Source organism: Mycobacterium sp. (assembly GCF_965229265.1).
Classification (GTDB): Bacteria; Actinomycetota; Actinomycetes; order Mycobacteriales; family Mycobacteriaceae; genus Mycobacterium.
Genome location: NZ_CBDDIY010000010.1, coordinates 1,725,744 through 1,745,715, shown reverse-complemented (window position 1 = coordinate 1,745,715; position 19,972 = coordinate 1,725,744). Strand labels below are relative to the sequence as shown.

Sequence of the window (19,972 nt, the reverse complement as noted above, 5' to 3'; positions counted from 1 at the left end):
GCTACGTTTCGTCGGGGATCGCAGGTAGCAGGTGCAGACTCACCGGCCACCGGCTCGGCGCGGGGCCGAAGGCCGTACGCGCATTGTTCACGATCTTTTTGCCCATCAGTCGGTTGCCGCCGCCGACCGCGGCACCGATGCCGACGGGCAGCATCTTGCCGAACGCCATCGCCGACCGCTTCAGCGTGAAGCGCTTGACGAAGTACCGCAGCAGACGCGTGTTGAGCTGTGACAACGCCGGCAGCGGCAGCAACTCGGCGCCTTCGGCCAGCCAGGCGCCGCTGGTCCGACTCGGACCCAGCAGGTCGGCGATGGCGCCCTTGCTCTCCTCGCCGACCAGAACGGCCAGCACCAGCGCCCGGCGGCGTTCCCGCTGCTCGAGCGGGATGCCGTGTACCTCGGCGACGGCCAGCACGAACACCGACGTTGCCTCGAGGAACACCAACGTCTCGCCGGCCACCGCCGAGAGCGCGGCCAGCGTGCCGATGCCGGGGAAGGCTGCGGCCGAGCCGACGGCGGCGCCGCTGGCCATCACCGCGGCCAGGTAGCGCTTCTCGAGCTTGGTGACGATGTCAGCGGGCGAGGCGTCGGGATGGGTGCGGCGCAACCGGGCAACGTAGGCCTTGACCGCCGGTGCCTGTGCGCGGGTGCTGCGTTCGATGACCTGGGACAGCACCCGCGCCGACATGGTGGCGTCGTCGTCGATGTGGGCCGGCACCTGCTCGAGAGCCGCCCGGCCGGCGACATCAGATCCAGTGCCCCGTCGGCGAACCTTCATGCGTGTGCCTTCCGTTGGTGTCTCCAGGCTAACGAACGACCACCTTCCGAACGTGCCCCGCGGTGATCCCGGTCACCACGGGTCGAAAAGAGCAGGAGGAACAAATACTGCGCGGGGCGTGCTGTGGCTCAGCATGGCAACATCGCCGATTGTGACCACAACCGGCGATGCGCCGTCCGTCGCCGGTCAGGTGGTAGCCCCGAGCCGGGTCCGGATGATCGTCGTGCTGGGCGCGCTGGTGGCGCTGGGACCGCTGACCATCGACATGTATCTGCCCGCGCTGCCGCGCATCGCCGAGGAGCTGGCGGTGTCGTCCTCGGTGGCGCAACTGACACTGACCGGCACGCTGGCCGGACTGGCGTTGGGCCAGCTGATCGTGGGCCCGTTATCGGACTCGTTGGGTCGCCGCCGGCCGCTGATGGCCGGGATCGGGCTGCACATGTTCGCCTCGGTGCTGTGCCTGATCGCGCCCAACGTGACGGTCCTCAGCCTGGCCCGCGGCCTGCAGGGCATGGGCGCGGCCGCGGCGATGGTGGTGGCCATCGCGGTGGTCGGGGATCTGTTCGACGATTCCGAGGCGGCGACGGTGATGTCGCGGCTCATGCTCGTCCTCGGGGTGGCGCCGGTGGTCGCGCCATCGCTGGGTGCGGTGGTGCTGCTCAAAGCGTCGTGGCATTGGGTGTTCGCGGTGTTGATCGTGCTGGCCGGGGCGCTGCTGCTGCTGGCGGCGCTGGCACTGCCGGAGACCCTGCCGCTTGGCCACCGGCGCCCGCTACGGGTGCGGTCGATCGCCTCGACATACCTATCGCTGCTGCGTGACCTGCGGTTTGTGACCCTCGTCTTGGTCGCAGCACTCGGGATGGCGGGGTTGTTCGCCTACATCGCGGGCGCGTCGTTCGTCCTGCAGGGCCGGCACGGCCTTGACCAGCAGACCTTTGCCCTGGTGTTCGGCGCCGGCGCGATCGCGTTGATCGCCGCCACCCAGTTCAACGTGGTGTTGCTGCGTCGCTTCGCACCGCAGCGCATCGTGGTGTGGGCGCTGGTCGCCGCCTGCGTGGCCGGTGCGGTGTTCATCGCGTTGGCAGTGACCCACACCGGTGGCGTGTACGGCTTCGTGCTCCCGGTGTGGGCGTTGTTGGCCATGTTGGGCTTCGTCATGCCGAACGCGCCCGCGGTGGCGTTGTCGCGCCATCACGAGGCCGCCGGAACCGCGGCCGCGCTGCTGGGCGCCGCCCAGTTCGGGCTGGGCGCGGTGATCGCACCGGTGGTTGGTCTGCTCGGCAACGACGAGATCGCGCTGTCGATCGTGATGACCGCAGGCGTGGCGGTGGCGTTGCTGACCCTGCTGGCCGTCGGGGTTCCCGGCGCCGACGATCACGTCGACGCCGGGACCGAACCGGGCTAGCTCGCCGAGCTGTTCTCCGCGTACCGCAGGACCGCGCCGATGCCGTCGGCGGGGCTGATCCGCTCGTCGGTGCGCACCAGCGCCGCACTGGTGGCCACTGCCAGCAGCGGAAGGGCCTCGTCGGCGCGCAGCGTCCGTTCGGGGGCGCCGCCGAGGTCGGACAAGGTGTCGGCGTCGGGAGCGATCAGGGCCAGGTCGGTGTCGGCGACGACGGTGGCGTCTGCGATGTCGCCGATGATCAACGTGTCCACCGCGCCGTCGCGCAGCGCGGCCGTCACGTCGGCCAGGCCTTCGACGGCCAGGCCGGTGCCGCGACCGGCAGCGAACCGCTGGGCGGCATCGTCGATCGTGCCCAGCCGGCGTTTGAGGAACTCCTGACCGATCTCGTGGTGCACCTCGGCCTGGTCGGTTCCTGCGGCGCGTCCACCGCCCTGCAGCTGCACGGTCTTCTCGGCGGCCCGCTCGGGCAGCGCCGAGACCAGTTCGGCGCGCGCGCCGGCCTCGCCTTCGACGAACACCAAGGCCGCCCCGGATTCGTCGACCAGCGCGGTGACACGGTCGGCGACTTCGCGGATGTTCTTGCGGATCGCTTCGTCGACCCGTGGTTGGGCCCCGCCGAACTCGTGTTCGGCCGACTTGGCCTTGTGAATCGGATAGCCCTCGCCCTCGACGTTCTCGGTGCTGACCCGCCCGGCATGGTGCACGGAGATGTCGGCTCCGGCGTGGTCGACGGCGACCAGCAGGTAGGTGGTGTGCAGCAATCCGTGCTCGACGACCGGAACTAGGTACGGCAGTTCGGAGACCCGGATGACCGTGGTCGTCGGCGGGCGAATGAGGTGCTCGTCGAGCACCACGGTGTCACCCGCCGCGATCACCGCCCGGCCGCTGCGACCCACCGGCGGGTGGGCGCTGCGAACGGCGCTGTCGATCGCTTCGATCACCGCCGCGTCGACGGACTGCTCCTCGAGGTGCTTGCGCACGTCGCGCAGCCTGGCGTCGAGTTGCGCCGACGCGTCTTGGGTGTCGTGCGAATCGTCGAAATAGATCGACACGAATGGACCTTTCGCGTCCACCAATGGGCGAAAGCGATCCGAATGCATGGCTCCTCCTCGGCTGGAAATCGTCCGGCGTCGGTTCTCCATGGGGACACGTCCCCCGACGGCTGTCGATCCCAACCTACGCTCAACGGGGCGCCTGCTCACCGGGGCCACCGCCGGGTGGCAGGGCGGTGGCTCGATAGTCTCGACTCGAGCGCGACGATGGCCGGAAGCTGGAACACCTGCACCGGCGTTGAGCACATGGTGTCGCTGCCGATCGATTGCACGGGTGGGACCCAGTTGGTCGTCAGCGGTGTGGCGTGACCATGGTCGGGAAGCCGAAACGAGGTGTGGATATGACCAGGAGCGTGGCCGGCCCGGAGCCGGACGCGGACTGGGAACCCGATCCGGCCGTGGCCGCCGATGCTCCGCCGAATCCGTGGAACGCGCTGTGGGCCATGATGGTCGGCTTCTTCATGATCCTGGTCGACTCGACGATCGTCGCCGTCGCCAATCCCAGCATCATGGACGCGCTGAAGATCACCGACTACGACACCGTGATCTGGCTGACCAGCGCCTACCTGCTGGCCTATGCGGTGCCGCTGCTGCTGGCCGGCCGCCTCGGCGACCGGTTCGGGCCCAAGAACCTCTACATCGCCGGTCTGGCGATTTTCACCGCCTCGTCGTTGTGGTGCGGGCTGGCCGGTTCCGTCGACACCCTGATCGCCGCGCGGGTGGCCCAGGGCGTGGGTGCCGCGTTGCTGACGCCCCAGACCCTGTCGATGATCACCCGGATCTTCCCGCCTGAGCGCCGCGGTGTGGCGATGAGCCTGTGGGGTGCGACGGCGGGGGTGGCCACGCTCGTCGGACCGCTGGCCGGCGGCGTGCTGGTGGACCACCTCGGCTGGGCGTGGATCTTCTTCGTCAACGTGCCGATCGGGGTGATCGGTCTGGCGCTGGCCGTCTGGCTCGTCCCGGCCGTGCCGACCCGTCGCCACCGTTTCGACGTGCCGGGTGTGGTGCTGTCCGGGCTCGGCATGTTCCTGGTGGTGTTCGGGCTGCAGGAAGGTCAGAGCCACCATTGGGCGGCGTGGATCTGGGCGGTCATCGTCGCGGGCATCGGGTTCTTCACCGCGTTCTTCTACTGGCAGTCGATCAACCGCAACGAGCCGCTGATACCACTGGAGATCTTCGCCGACCGGGACTTCAGCCTGTCCAACCTCGCCATCGCGGTGATCGGCTTCGTGGTCACCGCGATGATGCTGCCGGTGATGTTCTACGCCCAGGTGGTGTGTGGTCTGACGCCGACCCGCTCGGCGTTGCTCATCGCGCCGATGGCAGTGGCCAGCGGTGTGCTGGCGCCGTTTGTGGGCCGCCTTGTCGACCGTGCGCACCCGTCCCCGATCATCGGATCCGGCTTCTCGGTGCTGGCGATCGCCCTGACCTGGCTGTCGATCGATATGACGCCGGCGACGCCGATCTGGCGGCTGCTGGTCCCGCTGACCGCGATGGGCGTCGGGATGGCGTTCATCTGGGCGCCGCTGGCCGCGACCGCCACCCGCAACCTGCCCCCGCACCTGGCCGGTGCCGGTTCGGGTGTCTACAACGCGACGCGGCAGGTGGGCTCGGTGCTCGGCAGCGCCGGGATGGCCGCGTTCATGGCGGCGCGGATCAACGATGAGATGCCGGCGGCACCGCCCGGCGCCCAACCGGGCGAGCTCGCCGTGCTGAAGCTGCCGTCGTTCCTGCACCAGCCGTTCGCCGCCGCCCTGGCCCAGTCGATGCTGCTGCCGGGTTTCGTCGCGTTGTTCGGCATCATCGCCGCGCTGTTCCTGTTGGGCGGGCTGGGCTCGCGGCCCGCTCCGGCGGAGGCCGGCGACGACGCGGTCACCGACCCCATCCCGGTCTACGACGACGGCTATGACGACGACGACTACGTCGAGTACGTGGTGGACCGGGCGATCCACGAGTCCGACGATGAGACCGAACGCATCACGTGGGGACGTCCGGTCGCCGAGCCGCTCCCGCCGGCCTCTGGCCCGGTCGGCTTTGCCCACAACGGTTTTCATGTCGACGATGCCTACGTCCAGCCGCTGGACGTCGTGAGTGACGAGCCGGAACCGTCCTCTCGGCACCGGCTCAGCGACGTGATCGAGCCGCGGCGCGCTCGCCACTACCGCGACGAGTCCGACGCCGCTGAAACGTATGGGCGGCATTCCCGGCACCGAGAGTGAGCCGGCGGGTCAGTCGAACAGCACCGCGGGGTTCAGGAAGCCCGTCGGGTCGAAGGCTGCCTTGATCGCACGCATGGCGGCGATGTCGGCCGGCTGACGCGACATCGGCAGGTAGGCGCGCTTGCGGCTGCCCACGCCGTGTTCTGAGCTGACGTTACCGCCGTGGGCGGCAATGAGTTCCATCATCGCCGCGTACAGATGCCGTTCCTGCTCGGCACCGCAGCGCAGGACGTTCAGGTGCAGATTGCCCTCACCGATGTGGCCGAACAGCACCGGGATGGCGCCCGGGGCGTGCTCGCCGACCAGTGCGGCGGAGTCGGCAGCGAACGACGGGATCGCCGACAAGGGAAGCGACACATCGAATTTCAGGGGCGGCCCGAAGAGTCCGACCACCTCAGCGGTGGACTCGCGAACCTGCCAGAGTCGTTGCTGGGCGGTGTTGTCGATGCCCACGGCCGGCTCGTCGCACAGCTGCGCGTCTTCCAGCGCATCGGCCAGCCGTTCGGTCAGGTCGATGTCGCCGGCCAGTTCGATCAGCAGCAGCCAGTCACCACCGGTCGGGACCGCGACGTCGAGGTGTTCGGCGGCCAGTGCGGCGGCTCGTCCGTCGACGAGTTCGAGCGCGGCAATGGATTCGGTGTCGCGCAGACTGCGCCCGGCGGCAACCAGTGCGTCCAGGTCGGCGAACCCGCACACCGCCGTCACCCGGTGTGCGGGGATCGGGTGCAGCCGCAGGTCCAGGCCGGTGATCACGCCCAGGGTGCCCTCGGCGCCGACGAACAGCGCGGTCAGGTCGTAGCCGGTGTTGTCGGCGCGTACCTGGCTGTGCCGGTGCACCACCGACCCGTCGGGCAAGGCCACGTCCACCCCGATGACCTGCTCACCCATGTTGCCGTACCGCACGGTGCGCAGCCCGCCGGCGTTGGTGGAGGCCATGCCGCCCACGGTGGCCGAGTCCCGGGCGGCCAGGTCGACCCCGAACAACAGGCCCGCCGCAGCGGCTGCCCGTTGCACGGCAGCCGCCGTCACGCCGGCCCCGACCCGAATACGCCGCTCGACCACGTCGACCTCGCCGATCTCGGTCAGCCGTTCCGTGGATAGCAACACGTCGTCGTGCTCGGGCACCGTGCCGGCCACCAGCGAGGTGCGCCCACCCTGGACCGTGACACAGACACCCGCCGCCCGACACTGCCGCAGCACCGCGGCAACCTCGTCGGGCGAACCCGGCCGCACCAGCGCGCGGGCGTGGCCGCGGTAGCGGCCGGTGTAATCCACGCTGCGACCGTCGAGCACGTCGGCATCGGTGACGACGTGCGCGGCACCTACGACGGATTGCAGCCGTTCGGCCAGCGTTGAACTCATGGCGTGGGTTTATCACAGATGGACAGGAATGCTCCCAACTCCACCAAGCCTGCCGGCGTCGACGGCAGGTATTCGGTGAGCATTCTTGAGCGCACGATCACCGCGGCGTACTTGGCGCGGCTGATCGCGACATTGAGCCGATTGCGGTTGAGCAGGAAGGAGATTCCGCGCGGCACGTCGTCGATCGAGGAGGCCACCATCGAGATGAACACCACCGGCGCCTGTCGGCCCTGGAACTTGTCCACCGTGCCGGCCTGCACCTCATGCAGACCGGCGTCGTCGAGCAGGCTGCGCAGCAAAACCACCTGGGCGTTGTACGGGGTGACGACCAGTACGTCGGCGGCCCGCAGCGGACGGGTGCCGTCTTCGTCGGTCCACGCCGAACCGAGCAGCCGGGTGATCTCGGCGACGATGGCTTCGGCCTCTTCGGGGCTGTCCGTCGAGTTGCCGTCGTGGTCGAGCGCCAGGACATGGACGCCCGGCCGGATTCCGGCCAGCCGGCGCGCGGCGGTGCGGTCCTCGACCGAGTGCAGCCTGCCGTCGTAGGACAGCCGGGACACCGCGGCGCATACCGCCGGGTGCATCCGGTAGGAGCGGTCGAGGAAGTAGCCGAGGTCCGCGGGCAGCGTGTGCCGCCCGTCGACCAGCCAGCCCAGCGCGGAGGCGTCGACCGGCTCGGGATGGGTGCCCTGGCTGACCTGGGGGAGTTGCTGCGGGTCGCCCAACAGCAGCAGGTTCGTGGCCGCCGAGGCGACGGCGATCGTGTTGGCCAGGCAGAACTGGCCGGCCTCCTCGATCACCAGCAGGTCGAGGCTGTTGCGAGGCACCCGGGACGCGTTGGCGAAATCCCACGCCGTCCCGCCGATGACGCACCCGTCGTGGTCCGTAAGGAAGGCGGGATAGGCCTTTTCGTCGATGTCGGTCCACGGTCCGGTGCCGCTGGGCTTCTTGGCGACCAGCGACGCATCCACGCCGGCGGCGATGATGTCGCGAAACAGGTTCTCCACCACGGCATGTGACTGTGCGACCACGCCAACGCGCCACCGGTGTTCGTTGACCAGCCCGGCGATGACGCGGGCGGCGGTGTGCGTCTTGCCGGTGCCGGGCGGCCCGTGCACCGCCACGTAGGAATGATCCAGCGCCAGCAGGGCGGCGGAGATGTCGGCGGCGCAGTCACCGGTGCGGGGCAGCGGTGCGGTGGTGCGGGGCGGGCGCCGCAGCAGGATGTCCACGACCGCGGAGTGCGGCAGCTCGGGCAGGCCGCTCGCGACGGCGGCCGCGGCCGCGTCGATCGACTCGCGCAGCGCCTTGGTCGGAAACGGCGGGCCCGGTGTCAGGGCGAACGGCAGCTGGGTGAAGGTGCCGCCCGACTTGGGCTCTCGCTCCATGACCAGCACTTCGGTGGGTGCCGCCGGGTCGTCGCATTCGATGACCGTGGCCGCGGCGTAGGCCCGTCGTTCCGGATCGTCGGACAGCCCAGCCGGTGTCGGTGGGGCGTAGAGCGTGAACATGTCGCGGCTGAGTTCCCCGGCGGCCATCGCCCCGCTCAGCCGCAGCCGCCGTTGCTGCCTTCGGGCCCGCGGCGGCACGTTCCAGTCGGTATCGAGCTCGGCGTGCTCGGCCAGGAAAACCCCTGGGGCGTCTGACCATTCGTCAACCGGGCTGGTTATCCGGTCAAAGTGCGACCACCAGAACGGCTTGTCTTCGCGGCGGTGATACCCGCGGGCGGCGGCGATCATCGCCACCGCCCGCTGCTCGGGAGAGCGGCCCACCACGTCGTCCCCGGCGAAACGGGACAGGGTGCGGTCCAGGTCGTCGACGATCTGGACCTCTCCGGTGTCTCGCATCGGCGCTGGCCCCAGCGGCGGCACCCCCGATTCGAAGGCGCGGCCCAGCAGCCAGTCCCGAAGCTTGCGGGTGGAACGGCAGTCGTAGTGGTTGTAGTCCTCGATCTCCTTGAGCACGGTGGCCGCTTCGTCCTCACGGCCCTCGGTGCGCAGATCGCAGTATCGGGCGTACATCGTGATGGAGTCGGTCGCGGTGGTGACATCGCCGGTGCGCAGCTCTGATCCCATGTAGAGCGGCTCGAGCGACTTGAGGCTGTAGTTCTTGGTGCCTACCCGAATGCTCTTGCGCACCAAGGGATAAAGGTCGACGAGGACGCCATTGCGCAGCAGCTCGTCGACCTCGTTCTCGCCTTCGCCGTAGCGCCCGGCCAGCCGCAGCAGCGCTGTCTTCTCATACGGCGCGTAGTGGTAGATGTGCATCTTGGGATGGCGCTTGCGCCGTTTGCGCACCATCTGCAGGAAGTCGCGCAGCGCCTTGCGTTCCTGGGCGCGATCGTGGGCCCACAGCGGGGTGAACTCGTCCTGGGCACCCAGCACACCGAACATGTACTCCAGGCCCCAGTCGGAGCCGTCAACGGTCCACAGCGGGTCACCCTCGAAGTCGAAGAACAGGTCGCCCTTGTCGGGGTCGGGCAGCAGCATGAGCGGCTGCGGGTCGAGGATCTCCCACGGTGGCTTGCCGTCCACCAGGGGTGCGATCTGCAGCCTGGCCTGCCGACTCAGCGCGGTGACGGCGCGGGCGGCCAGGCCGGGCACCAGTCCGTCATTCGCGGCCAGACCTGTGGTCGTGGTGATGCCCGCCTCGATCAGCCGGGCCCGCTGGCTGACCCGCATCCCGGCGACCAGCAGCAGGTCGTCGTGGTCGCGGACCTGCGTCTCGCATTCGGGGCAGCGCATGCACGCGCGGACGGTCTCGTCGTCCCAGCGGACGGCGGACCCGGCGGCCAGGTGCCGGTCCAGCAGGGCCTGCAGCTCACCGCGCCGGGACCGGTACACCGGCAGCAGCTCGTCGACCCGGTAGCCCACCGTTGTCGCGTTGCCGAGTACCAGTTCGACCTCGTCGTGGACCGCGACCCCGGCCGCGGCGAGCGTCTCGGCGTAGGCGGCCAGCTGCAGCAGCGCCTCGACCTTGACCGAACGGGCGAGTTTGGTGTCGCGCAGCCGGTAGCGGTCCCCGTCGAGCAGCAGGAAGTCAGCGAACCCGACGAAACGCCCGTCGAACATGGCGGCCTGGTAGATGACGGGCGCGCGCTGCTCGACGGCGCGCACGGTGGCCTGCGCGGCCGCGGTCAGTCCCGCCACGGTGTAAGCGGGGCGGCCGATGACGGTGACATCCCGGCGGGACCGCAGCCCGTCGAGGTGGCGCTGCTCGTGCTGGTCACCGAGTTCGGCGGTACGGGCCAGCAGCTCGTCGTGCGCCGACACCGCCGGGCCCCGGCCGAGCTGAGCGTCGAACGCGCGCAACAGCGCGTATTCGCAGCGCGCGGCCGCGGCAAGGTCGGACGCGCTGTAGATGACGCGACCGTCGGCGACGAACACAGACCCACTGTAGGCGCGGCCCCCGACGGCTCAGCGCGTGCCGAGGTCGACGTAATGGCGTGCCGTACCCGCACTTTCCCGCCTGTTTGTCGGTTTGGGCGAAGACGCGACTCAGTTGTTGCCGATCAGCTCGACACCGTTGCCGTTCCACCGGAACTTGACCACGCTCTGCATGCCCAGGCCGTTGAGGTAGCCCAGGGCGACGGTGTCACCGGTGCTCTGCGAGGTGTCGACGTTGTTGAAGCCGTAGGTATCGGGCACTCCGGTCGGGATGTACTTGCCCAGGTGGAACATCACCGCGCGGGTGTTGGGATTCTCGGCGTTGGTGTTGGCCCGCACGATCACCGCCGACAGCTGCGCGCATTCGTTGTAGTTGCCGGCCACCGGCACCGGATACCAGCCCTGATTGCTGCGCGGATCGCGGGGCAGATCGGAGACGGCCTGCGCGATCGCGGGGGCGGCCAGGTTCACCGCGCACGGGTCGGCCGGCGGGGGCGGCGGCGGTGGTGGCGGCGTGGCAGAGGTCGGCGGCGGCGGGGGAGCCGACGTGGCGGGCGCCACCGTCGTCGTCGGCTGGGGAGTCTTGGCCACCGTGGAGTCGCCGGAGCTGCAGCTCACGAGGGTCGCGGCCAGCGCTGTGCCCACTGCCGCCACGGTCAGCCGATGCCACACACCGGCTGACGGTACCGCCCTTTGCCGACGAAGCCGGGTTACGGCACGCTTCGGGATTAGACTGCAGATCCAATGACATCCCCGGAAGACGCCGGCCCCGACGCCGACGAGCACGCACCCCAGACCTTCGCCGACCTGCAGATTCACCCAGCGGTGCTGCAGGCCGTCGCCGACGTCGGCTATGAGACCCCCTCAGCCATCCAGGCCGCCACCATTCCCGCCCTGCTGGCAGGCTCGGATGTGGTCGGTCTCGCCCAGACCGGCACCGGGAAAACCGCGGCATTCGCAATCCCGATCCTGTCCAAGATCGATCCCACCAGCCGCGCCACCCAGGCGCTGGTGCTGGCTCCGACGCGTGAGTTGGCGCTGCAGGTCGCCGAGGCGTTCAGCCGCTACGGCGCGCATCGAAACATCAATGTGCTGCCGATCTACGGCGGCTCCTCCTACGTCCCGCAGCTGGCCGGCCTCAAGCGCGGCGCGCAGGTCGTCGTCGGGACGCCCGGGCGCGTCATCGACCATCTGGAGAAGGGCAGCCTGGACCTGTCGCACCTGGACTACCTGGTGCTCGACGAGGCCGACGAGATGCTGCAGATGGGTTTCGCCGAGGACGTCGAGCGGATCCTGGCCGATACCCCCGAGTACAAGCAGGTCGCGCTGTTCTCGGCGACCATGCCGCCGGCCATCCGCAAGATCACCTCCAAGTACCTGCATGACGCGGTCACGGTCGCGGTCAAGTCCAAGACCGCCACGGCCGAGAACATCACCCAGCGCTACATCCAGGTCGCCGGCAACCGCAAGATGGACGCGTTGACCCGGGTGCTCGAGGTGGAGCCCTTCGAGGCGATGATCGTGTTCGTCCGGACCAAGCAGGCCACCGAGGAGGTCGCCGAGAAGCTGCGCGCCCGCGGATTCGCCGCCTCGGCCATCAACGGCGATATCCCGCAGGCGCTTCGCGAGCGGACCATCGCCGCGCTCAAAGGCGGATCGATCGACATCCTGGTGGCCACCGACGTCGCTGCCCGCGGCTTGGACGTCGAGCGCATCTCGCATGTGCTGAACTACGACATCCCGCATGACCCCGAGTCCTATGTGCACCGCATCGGGCGCACCGGGCGGGCCGGGCGATCCGGGACCGCGCTGTTGTTCGTCTCGCCGCGGGAACGCCACCTGCTGAAGTCGATCGAGAAGGTCACCCGCCAGCCGGTCACCGAAGACCAGTTGCCGAGCGTCGACGACGTCAACGCCCAGCGGGTCGCCAAGTTCCAGGACTCCATCACCGAGGCACTCAACGCACCCGGCTTCGACATGTTCCGCCGGCTGATCGAGGACTACGAGCGCGACCACGACGTGCCGATGGCCGATATCGCTGCGGCGCTGGCCCTGCAGAGTCGCGACGGCGCGGAGTTCCTGATGACCGAGCCGCCGCCGGAGAAGCGCCGGGAACGCCCGGAGCGCGAGGAGCGGGAACGCGCGCCGCGGCGAACCCGTGATGACCTGGCCACGTACCGGATCGCGGTCGGCAAGCGGCACAAGGTGAACCCCGGTGCGATCGTCGGCGCGATCGCGAACGAGGGCGGCCTGCACCGCAGCGACTTCGGCCATATCAGCATCAAGGTCGACCACTCGCTGGTCGAACTGCCCGCCAGGCTCCCCAAGGAGACCTGGAAGAAATTGGAAAACACCCGCATTCAGGGTGTGCTGATCGACCTGAAGCCCGACCGCGGCAGCCCGCGATACGATTCGCGTCCCTCCGGCGGGAAGCCCCGGCGCACGAGCCGATGACCGCGTCCGGTCAGGTCGACCAAGGCGGACTGGAAGCAGTTTCGGGGGTCGACCGGGTCGCGTCACTGACCGGCATCCGTGCGGTCGCGGCCCTGCTTGTGCTGGGCACCCACGCGGCCTACACCACCGGCAAGTACACGCACGGCTTTGTGGGCCTGGTGTATTCGCGGATGGAGATCGGTGTGCCGATCTTCTTCGTGCTGTCGGGGTATCTGTTGTTCGGTCCGTGGGTGCGCGCCGCGGTCAGCGGGCAGACGGGGCCCTCGGTGCGCCGCTACGCCTGGCACCGGGTGCGACGCATCATGCCGGCCTACGTCGTCACCGTGCTGGCCGCCTACCTGATCTACCACTTCCGTGATGCGGGTCCCAATCCCGGTCATACCTGGATCGGTCTGCTGCGCAACCTCACGCTGACTCAGATCTACACCGACAACTACATGTTCAACGGCTATCTGCACCAAGGACTTACCCAGATGTGGAGCCTGGCCGTCGAGGTGGCGTTCTACGTCGCGTTGCCGGTGCTGGCGTGGCTCCTGCTCGTGGTGGTCTGCCGGCGACGATGGCGGCCCGGACTGTTGTTGACCGGGCTGGTGGTGCTGGCGCTTCTCAGCCCGGCCTGGATGGTTCTGGTGCACACGACGAACTTCCTGCCCAGCGGTGCCCGGCTGTGGCTGCCGGGTTATCTGGCCTGGTTCATCGGCGGGATGCTGCTGACGGTGTTGGGCGCCATGGGAGTTCGGGTCTATGGATTCATCGCCGTCTCGTTGGCGCTCATCAGTTTCCTGATCGTGTCCACCCCGATCGCGGGCGAGCCGACCACATCACCGACGGGGCTGACGCAGGCCTTGGTAAAAACCGGCTCGTACGCGGCGATCGCGACGCTGATGGTCGCCCCGCTCGCCCTGGGCAATCGGGGGTGGTACGCGCGGCTGCTGGCCACCCGACCGATGGTGTGGCTCGGTGAAATCTCCTACGAGATCTTCCTGGTTCACCTCGTGGTGATGGAGATCGCGATGGTGGAGGTGCTGCACTGGCCGGTCTACACCGGTTCGGCGCCGGCGTTGTTCGTCGTCACCCTGGTGCTGACGATCCCGGTGGCGTGGGTGCTGCACCGGTGCACCCGGGTGCGCGGCTAGGAGCCGCTGGGCTGACGTTCCGCGGGGCACCCGCGTGCCGGAGACCCACCCTGTTCGCCGGGCGGCGCGTTGCGGCAAGTTCCACGGGTCGGAACTGCCGAGTGCGGACCCTTTGCTTGACGTTCGATGATCGAACGCGACCAAGGAGGTCCGAAGATGACGACGACGCAGACGACGAGGGTCACCGTTGACGACCACGAGATCTCGCTGAACGCGGCGGGTGATCCGGCGAACCCGGCCCTGCTCTTCTTGCACGGCTCAGGGCCGGGGGCAACAGGGTCATCCAACTGGTCGGCAGTCCTCGATGACCTCAGTGACGAGTTCTATTGTCTGGCACCGGATGTGTTGGGATTCGGCGACTCCTCGCACCCCGACCCCGCCCCGCAGGGCCTGGCTGCATTCACCGCCGCGCGCGTGGAGAGCCTGATCGGGCTTCTCGACGCGCTCGACGTCTCCCAGGCCACCGCAGTGGGGAACTCGATGGGGGGAATCTGGGCGCTGGAGATGGCCAGGCGAGCACCCGAGCGGTTGGACAAGGTCGTCCTGATGGGATCAGGCGGAGCGCCGATCCCGGCGGGATCCGCGATTCCTGCGCTTGCCAACTTCTACAAGGCACCGAGCACCGACGCGATGACAGCGTTGCTGGAAGCTTTCGTCTACGACCCGCCAGCATTCGGCGCCGAACTGCGAGAGATTGCGGAGCGGCGGATGGTCCACGTATCACGGCCCGATGTTCAGCGCTCCCACGTGGCGACCTTCGCCGACTTGGATCCGGCAAAGCCGTGGGCTCTGGCCGCCGAGGACGTTGCTGACATCACCCACGAAGTTCTCATCATCCATGGACGGGAAGACGAGTTCGTCGTCTTCGATGCCGCACTCTGGTTCTTCAAACACCTTGCGAATGCGCGCCTGTACGGGATCGGCAAGTGCGGGCATTGGACACAAATCGAGCAACACACGCGCTTCGTCACGGCGGTTCGCGCGTTCTTGAGTGGCCGGTTGTAGGCCTGGAGGGTAAATCGATGTCACAGATTCTCGGCCTGGGCATGACTCATTACCCGATGCTCCTCACCCCCGACGCCAACATGGCGATGCTGCTGCGACTGACGCTGTCCGATCCCGACATTCCCTCGGACTTCAAGGATCCGGCGAACTGGTCGGAGCGCGCGCGCCTGGATTGGTCCGCCGATGAGGGGCGGTCCGCGGCGGCCCAGCACCGCGCCGCTCTACTCGACGGACTGCGCAGGTGTAGAGCAGAACTCGACGAATTCCAGCCGGATGTGGTGCTCGTCTGGGGCGATGACCAGTACGAGAACTTCCGGGAAGAAGTCGTTCCCCCGTTTTGTGTTCTGGCATACGGAGACATCGAAGTCGAGCCGTTCGGCGTACTGCGGCGGGTCAGCGCTCCCAATATCTGGGATCTACCCGACGAGACCACCTACACCATGCACGGTGCCCGCGACGTTGCCAAAAGGATCGTCGCCGACGTGCTTGCCTCGGGAATCGACTGTGCCTACTCCTACAAGCCGCGTCCCGGAACTCACTTCCCGCACTCATTCGCGAATACCCAAACCTTCTTGGACTACGACAACGCAGGGCGGCGATTCCCCTATCCGATCGTGCCGATTGCCGTCAACTGCTACGGCGAACACGTGATCGCTCGGCAGGGCGGCATGGCGCGATTCGCCGACATCATCGCCGGGGAAACGACTGATCCGCCAGGCCCCACGCCACAAAGATGTTTCGAGTTCGGGCAGGCGATCGCGCGGTCGATCCGCGAAAGCGGACTCCGGGCGGCGCTGATCGCGTCGTCGAGTTGGTCGCACGCTTTCCTGAACGACAAAGATTGGCACCTCAAACCGGATATGAAGGCTGATCGACGCCTCTACCATGCGCTGGTCAACGGTGATATCGCGACGTGGTTGTCGTTGAGCGCCGAAGACATCGTCAACTCCGGTCAGCACGAGATATTGAACTGGTTCTGCTTGTTGGGAGCTACCCAGGAGTTGGGCTTGCAGCTGCAGTGGAGCGATCTTGTCGAGTCGGAAATTTTCAACTCCAACAAGGCATTTGCTGTTTTCCGCTGAGCTGCTCGCAGTGCCGATCGTTGGTCGTGGTTGTTCCGGCGAATGGAAGCCCGACTACAGCGAAACATGCGATGACAGCGACGCTTCGAGGAGCGAATTCGATGCTCGCAACCCAGGAGACCGCACATGCCCAACCACGTCGACGTGGAATCCATCGAGGAACTTCGTGCCGAGCGACAGCTGACTGCCGACGAGGTATGGCGACGCGCTGAAAGCCGGCTAGATTGGCCGATTTCGGAGGGAATCAACAGTGCTCACGAATGCTGTGACCGGTGGGCACGCGACCGCGCCAGGCTGGCCCTGATCGAATGCCACCCGGACGGCTCGAGTAGTCGCTGGACCTACGACGACTTGACTCAGGCGTCATCGAGGCTCGCGACGGCATGGCGCGCGGCCGGGATTCGGCGTGGAGATCGGGTTGCTGCCCTGCTCGGCCAGCAGGTGGAGACCTATATCGTCGCTCTGGCCGCGTGGCGCTCGGGCGTCATCTTTCAACCCCTGTTCGCCGGCTTCGGATCTGAGGCGCTGGCCCAGCGACTCGACGGCGGGGGCCCAGTTGCCGTCGTGGTCGATGCCAGGTACCGGGACCGTATGACGACGGCACTGGCTCATGCCAAGATCGACCCCCGGATCTACACGGTCAGCGCCGAACGGGGCCGTGGTGTGCAGTGCGGCGATCGCAGCTTCTGGGCTGAAATCGACAGCCACGGGGCGGATTCCGAACCGATCAAGCTCGGCCCATCGGAGACGGCGACGTTGCTGTACACGAGTGGTACAACGGGTGCGCCAAAGGGATGCTTGATGCCCCACAGCATCGTGGTGTCGCTGCAACCCTTCGTCCGACATGTCCTGGGACTGCATTCCAGCGACATGTTCTTCACCGGTGCCAACCCCGGTTGGGCCTACGGACTGTACGCCACCGGGTTCGGTGTGATGGCTCTTGGTCATCCGCGCGTGGTCTATACCGGTGACTTCGATCCGCACGCGTGGCTCCGTGTCCTCGACCGGGAACGCGTCACGGTGATCGCGGCTGCCCCCAGCGCATTCCGTCGCCTACATCGGGCTGCATCTTCAACCGGACTGCCCGACGCACTTCAGCGCGCAACCTGTGCCGGCGAACCGCTGGACAGTCAGCTGGCTGAGCGGTGGCGGAATCTCGCCGGTTTCGACCTACAGGACTGTTTCGGACAGACCGAGTCAGGAATGCTCATCGGGAATCTCGCCTTCGATGAGCGCGCGGTAGTTGCCGGTTCGATCGCCTCGGTGCTACCAGGGATGGAAGTGGCACTTGTCGATGCCGACGGAACTCCGCGCGACGCAACGGGCGGCATACTGGCGCTGCGCTCACCGCGGTATCAAAGCTCGTCAGGCTATCTCGACGGGCAAGAGGCTTGGCAAAAGCGCTGGCGTGGTGAGTATTTCCTGACAGGTGACGTCATGTCGCGAGACAGCGACGGCGGCTTCCGATTCAGCTCGCGCCAGGACGACCTCATCGTCACCTCGGGATACAACGTCGGGCCCACCGAAGTCGAGAACCTCCTGATGGCGCATGAGGGTGTGGAGGAGGTGGCGGTGTTGGCTGCACCTGACGCAGAGCGGGGATCGGTTGTGCGTGCGGTGATCGTGGCGAACGGCAAAGTTCCTGCGGCGCAGATCGAAGCAGACATTCAACGCCTGGTACGTGACGGACTTGGACGCCATGCCGTGCCGCGGATTGTCGACTTTGTCGAGGCGCTGCCTCGGACGGAGACCGGCAAAGTGTCGCGGACCATCCTGAGAACGCAACGGTGAAGGGCGAAGTCATGTTGAGCGATGTAGTGGTACTCGAACTTGGACAACGAGAGTCGGCCGGTTGGTGTGGTCGCCTGCTTGCCGACTTGGGAGCACAGGTCTGCTACCTGGACAGCGGCGATGTGTTGTTGGCACCTGAGGGCCGCGGCTCTCTGTATCTTCGCGGCGGCAAGAGAAAAGTCAGTCACGAGGCAGATGCCGGCAAGGTCGACGTCGTGATCACCGACGGTGCGGATTCTGCGACCTGTGCGCGCACCGCGCTGCTCAAGCAGCGGAACCCTGCTCTCGTCACGGTGTCGGTTAGCGACTACGGGCTGACTGGACCCATGGCGCTGACTCCAGCCAGCGAGCTCACGTTGCAGGCAGAAGCCGGGATCGTGGCACTACATCCCACGGGTCGACGCCCACCCGTCGCGATGGGTATCGCTCTGGCAGAGCAGGTCGCCGGGCGTTGGGCTGCGGCTGCCGCATTGATGGGTCTGTTAGTGCTCGATGTCGGAGCGGACAGTGTCGAGGCTGACGTGTCACGGTTCGAGTCGCTGGCTTCGGTTCTCCAAGTGCCCTGGCTTTATCAGCAGCTGTCGGCAGCAGGACACTACGACTACCCGGTGCCACAGATGGCGGTGCCGGGCATCGAGCCCTGTCGAGACGGCTGGGTGTGCATCGTTGCCGTGAGTCCGGACCAGTGGCTGCAGTTCAAACGCCTAGTCGACAATCCGGCTCTCGACGATGCCCGTTTCGATGTGATCCAGGAACGCATCCGATTGGCTGATGAAGTGCGCCCGCTGATCCGTGATTTCACATTGCGATACTCGGCAGCGGAGCTGGTGGCGCTGGGCGTCCAGCATCACATTCCGGTGGTGCCCGTCACCACGCCGGAGACCGTCGCCGCTTTCACTCCCTACGCCGAACGAGACGTGGTGCGGGCTGTAACCGCGGGCGGCATCGCCGTGCCGAGGCCCTCCTGGCTGGTCACCGAGTCCAAGCCATGCATGCGCCCCGACCGCGATTCGGTCGCCGAGGTGCCAACCGTGGAGCTCCCGTTGCGAGGACTGCGTGTTGTTGAGATCGGAAGCTTTCAGGCCGGTCCGCAGGTGGGTGCCCACCTTGCCGCGCTGGGAGCCGACGTGATCCGGATCGAATCAGTCAGCAGGCCCGACAGCTTGCGCTTCTTGGGTCCGCATCCAGACATCGACCGGTTCTGGGAGCGTGGGGCTTCCTATCTCGGAATCAACCTCGGCAAGCGAGCAGTCACCGCGGATCTCTCCGACCCACAGGGTCGGCGTATCACCGAACGTCTCATCGCATCAGCTGACGTCGTGGTGGAGAATTACGTGCCCAGGGTGCTCGACGGTCGCGGTCTGGACTACGCCGGCGTGCGTGCTCTCCGCGAGGACATCGTGATGCTGCGCATGCCGGCGTGGGGCTCGACCGGGCAGTGGCGGGACAACCCCGGGTTCACCTTCACGGCGAACGCGGCGGCCGGCTTGAGTTCGCTGACAGGCTATCCCGACGACGAGCCGCTCCTGACGGGCACGATCATCGACCCTATCGCCGGCCTCGTCGCCACAGTCGCGGTGTTGGCAGCGATCCGGCGGCAACGCCGCGACCACGCTGGCGCGTTGATCGAAGTACCTCTGTGCGACGTCGCCCTTGAACTGACGGCGCTTCATCTCGAGGCGGTTGCCACAGGTAAGCGGTGGAGCCGATGCGGGAATCGCCGCGGTGATCTCGCTCCCCAGGGGGTGTACCGCACCCGTGACCACCGCTGGGTCGCTCTGACCGTTGCCTGCGACCTCGAGTGGTTGGCGCTGTGTGAGTTCGCGCGCAAGCCGCATTGGGCTGCTGACACCCACCTTGCGACCACCGCCGGCCGTCTCGAGTGGAGCGCCGAACTAGACAACGAGTTGGCCGAATTCTGCTCCGGGCTCGATTCTGAAAGCCTGATCGGGAATCTTCGGGAGCGCGGGATTGCCGCGGCGCCGGTGCTGATCGGAACTGACCTCGCCGGACATCCTCAGTTGATCGCCCGGCAACGGGTCTTCTCGGTTGACCATCCCCTGGTTGGCTCGCTTCAGTATGTGGGCTTCCCCGTGCGGTTTGCCCATGCCCCCGCCGCGGCGGCGCCCGGTCCGGCCCCGCTATTCGGCCAGCACAGCCGTGAGGTGCTGATCGAAATCGGTTACAGCGAGGCAGAAGTCGATGATCTGGCGGCGGCTGGAGGGCTAGGCCGCTCCCCGTTCAACTTGCCGTTCATCGAGTTGGAGTATCAGGGTTGATGCAGCTTCACGACGCCGCCCAT

13 protein-coding genes are annotated in these 19,972 nt (G+C 67.4%); 8 read left to right on the top strand and 5 right to left on the bottom strand.

Translation table 11 applies throughout. The features are described from left to right. Position 1: 1 nt before the first annotated feature. Positions 2 to 778, bottom strand: coding sequence for a hypothetical protein (locus ADBZ9K_RS09965; RefSeq protein ID WP_526619898.1), 777 nt, complete (start codon positions 776 to 778; stop codon positions 2 to 4). A 133-nt stretch (positions 779 to 911) separates the two neighbouring features. Between ADBZ9K_RS09965 and ADBZ9K_RS09960 the strand changes: the two genes are divergently transcribed. Further along, a complete protein-coding gene (locus ADBZ9K_RS09960; protein ID WP_526619897.1) occupies positions 912 to 2,183 on the top strand; it encodes a multidrug effflux MFS transporter in 1,272 nt (423 codons plus the stop codon). On the opposite strand, the gene ADBZ9K_RS09955 is transcribed toward ADBZ9K_RS09960, so the two are convergent. After that, positions 2,180 to 3,283 carry an Rv2629 family ribosome hibernation factor gene (locus tag ADBZ9K_RS09955; RefSeq protein ID WP_526619896.1) on the bottom strand — a complete coding sequence of 368 codons (1,104 nt, stop codon included), beginning with the start codon at positions 3,281 to 3,283 and terminating at the stop codon, positions 2,180 to 2,182. The two genes, ADBZ9K_RS09960 and ADBZ9K_RS09955, sit on opposite strands and share 4 nt — an antisense overlap. Before the next feature lie 395 nt (positions 3,284 to 3,678). Between ADBZ9K_RS09955 and ADBZ9K_RS09950 the strand changes: the two genes are divergently transcribed. Next, positions 3,679 to 5,454 (top strand): MFS transporter, encoded by a 1,776-nt coding sequence (locus ADBZ9K_RS09950; RefSeq protein ID WP_526620878.1) that lies wholly within the window; start codon positions 3,679 to 3,681, stop codon positions 5,452 to 5,454. Positions 5,455 to 5,463: 9 nt separating this feature from the next. On the opposite strand, the gene ADBZ9K_RS09945 is transcribed toward ADBZ9K_RS09950, so the two are convergent. The 3 genes from ADBZ9K_RS09945 to ADBZ9K_RS09935 all read right to left on the bottom strand — a co-directional run bounded on the left by ADBZ9K_RS09945 (position 5,464) and on the right by ADBZ9K_RS09935 (position 10,874). After that, positions 5,464 to 6,816: an FAD-binding oxidoreductase gene (locus ADBZ9K_RS09945; protein WP_526619895.1), complete on the bottom strand. Its 1,353-nt coding sequence runs from the start codon at positions 6,814 to 6,816 to the stop codon at positions 5,464 to 5,466. Next, complete coding sequence (locus ADBZ9K_RS09940; RefSeq protein WP_526619894.1) at positions 6,813 to 10,202, bottom strand: TM0106 family RecB-like putative nuclease; 3,390 nt, start codon at positions 10,200 to 10,202, stop codon at positions 6,813 to 6,815. The genes ADBZ9K_RS09945 and ADBZ9K_RS09940 overlap by 4 nt, the downstream gene beginning before the upstream one ends. A gap of 111 nt (positions 10,203 to 10,313) precedes the next feature. After that, positions 10,314 to 10,874, bottom strand: coding sequence for an LppP/LprE family lipoprotein (locus ADBZ9K_RS09935; protein ID WP_526619893.1), 561 nt, complete (start codon positions 10,872 to 10,874; stop codon positions 10,314 to 10,316). Between the two features lie 72 nt (positions 10,875 to 10,946). Here ADBZ9K_RS09935 and ADBZ9K_RS09930 point away from each other — a divergent pair, with 72 nt between their 5' ends. From ADBZ9K_RS09930 to ADBZ9K_RS09905, 6 genes are all read left to right on the top strand, one after another. Beyond that, complete coding sequence (locus tag ADBZ9K_RS09930; RefSeq protein WP_526619892.1) at positions 10,947 to 12,656, top strand: DEAD/DEAH box helicase; 1,710 nt, start codon at positions 10,947 to 10,949, stop codon at positions 12,654 to 12,656. Continuing rightward, a complete protein-coding gene (locus ADBZ9K_RS09925) occupies positions 12,653 to 13,792 on the top strand; it encodes an acyltransferase family protein (protein WP_526619891.1) in 1,140 nt (379 codons plus the stop codon). The genes ADBZ9K_RS09930 and ADBZ9K_RS09925 overlap by 4 nt, the downstream gene beginning before the upstream one ends. 156 nt (positions 13,793 to 13,948) lie before the next feature. After that, complete coding sequence (locus ADBZ9K_RS09920; RefSeq protein WP_526619890.1) at positions 13,949 to 14,797, top strand: alpha/beta fold hydrolase; 849 nt, start codon at positions 13,949 to 13,951, stop codon at positions 14,795 to 14,797. Between the two features lie 17 nt (positions 14,798 to 14,814). Then, positions 14,815 to 15,879: a DODA-type extradiol aromatic ring-opening family dioxygenase gene (locus ADBZ9K_RS09915; protein WP_526619889.1), complete on the top strand. Its 1,065-nt coding sequence runs from the start codon at positions 14,815 to 14,817 to the stop codon at positions 15,877 to 15,879. Positions 15,880 to 16,005: 126 nt separating this feature from the next. Further along, a complete protein-coding gene (locus ADBZ9K_RS09910; protein WP_526619888.1) occupies positions 16,006 to 17,670 on the top strand; it encodes an acetate--CoA ligase in 1,665 nt (554 codons plus the stop codon). 11 nt (positions 17,671 to 17,681) lie between these two features. Continuing rightward, positions 17,682 to 19,949, top strand: coding sequence for a CaiB/BaiF CoA-transferase family protein (locus tag ADBZ9K_RS09905; RefSeq protein WP_526619887.1), 2,268 nt, complete (start codon positions 17,682 to 17,684; stop codon positions 19,947 to 19,949). The last annotated feature ends 23 nt before the right edge of the window (positions 19,950 to 19,972 follow it).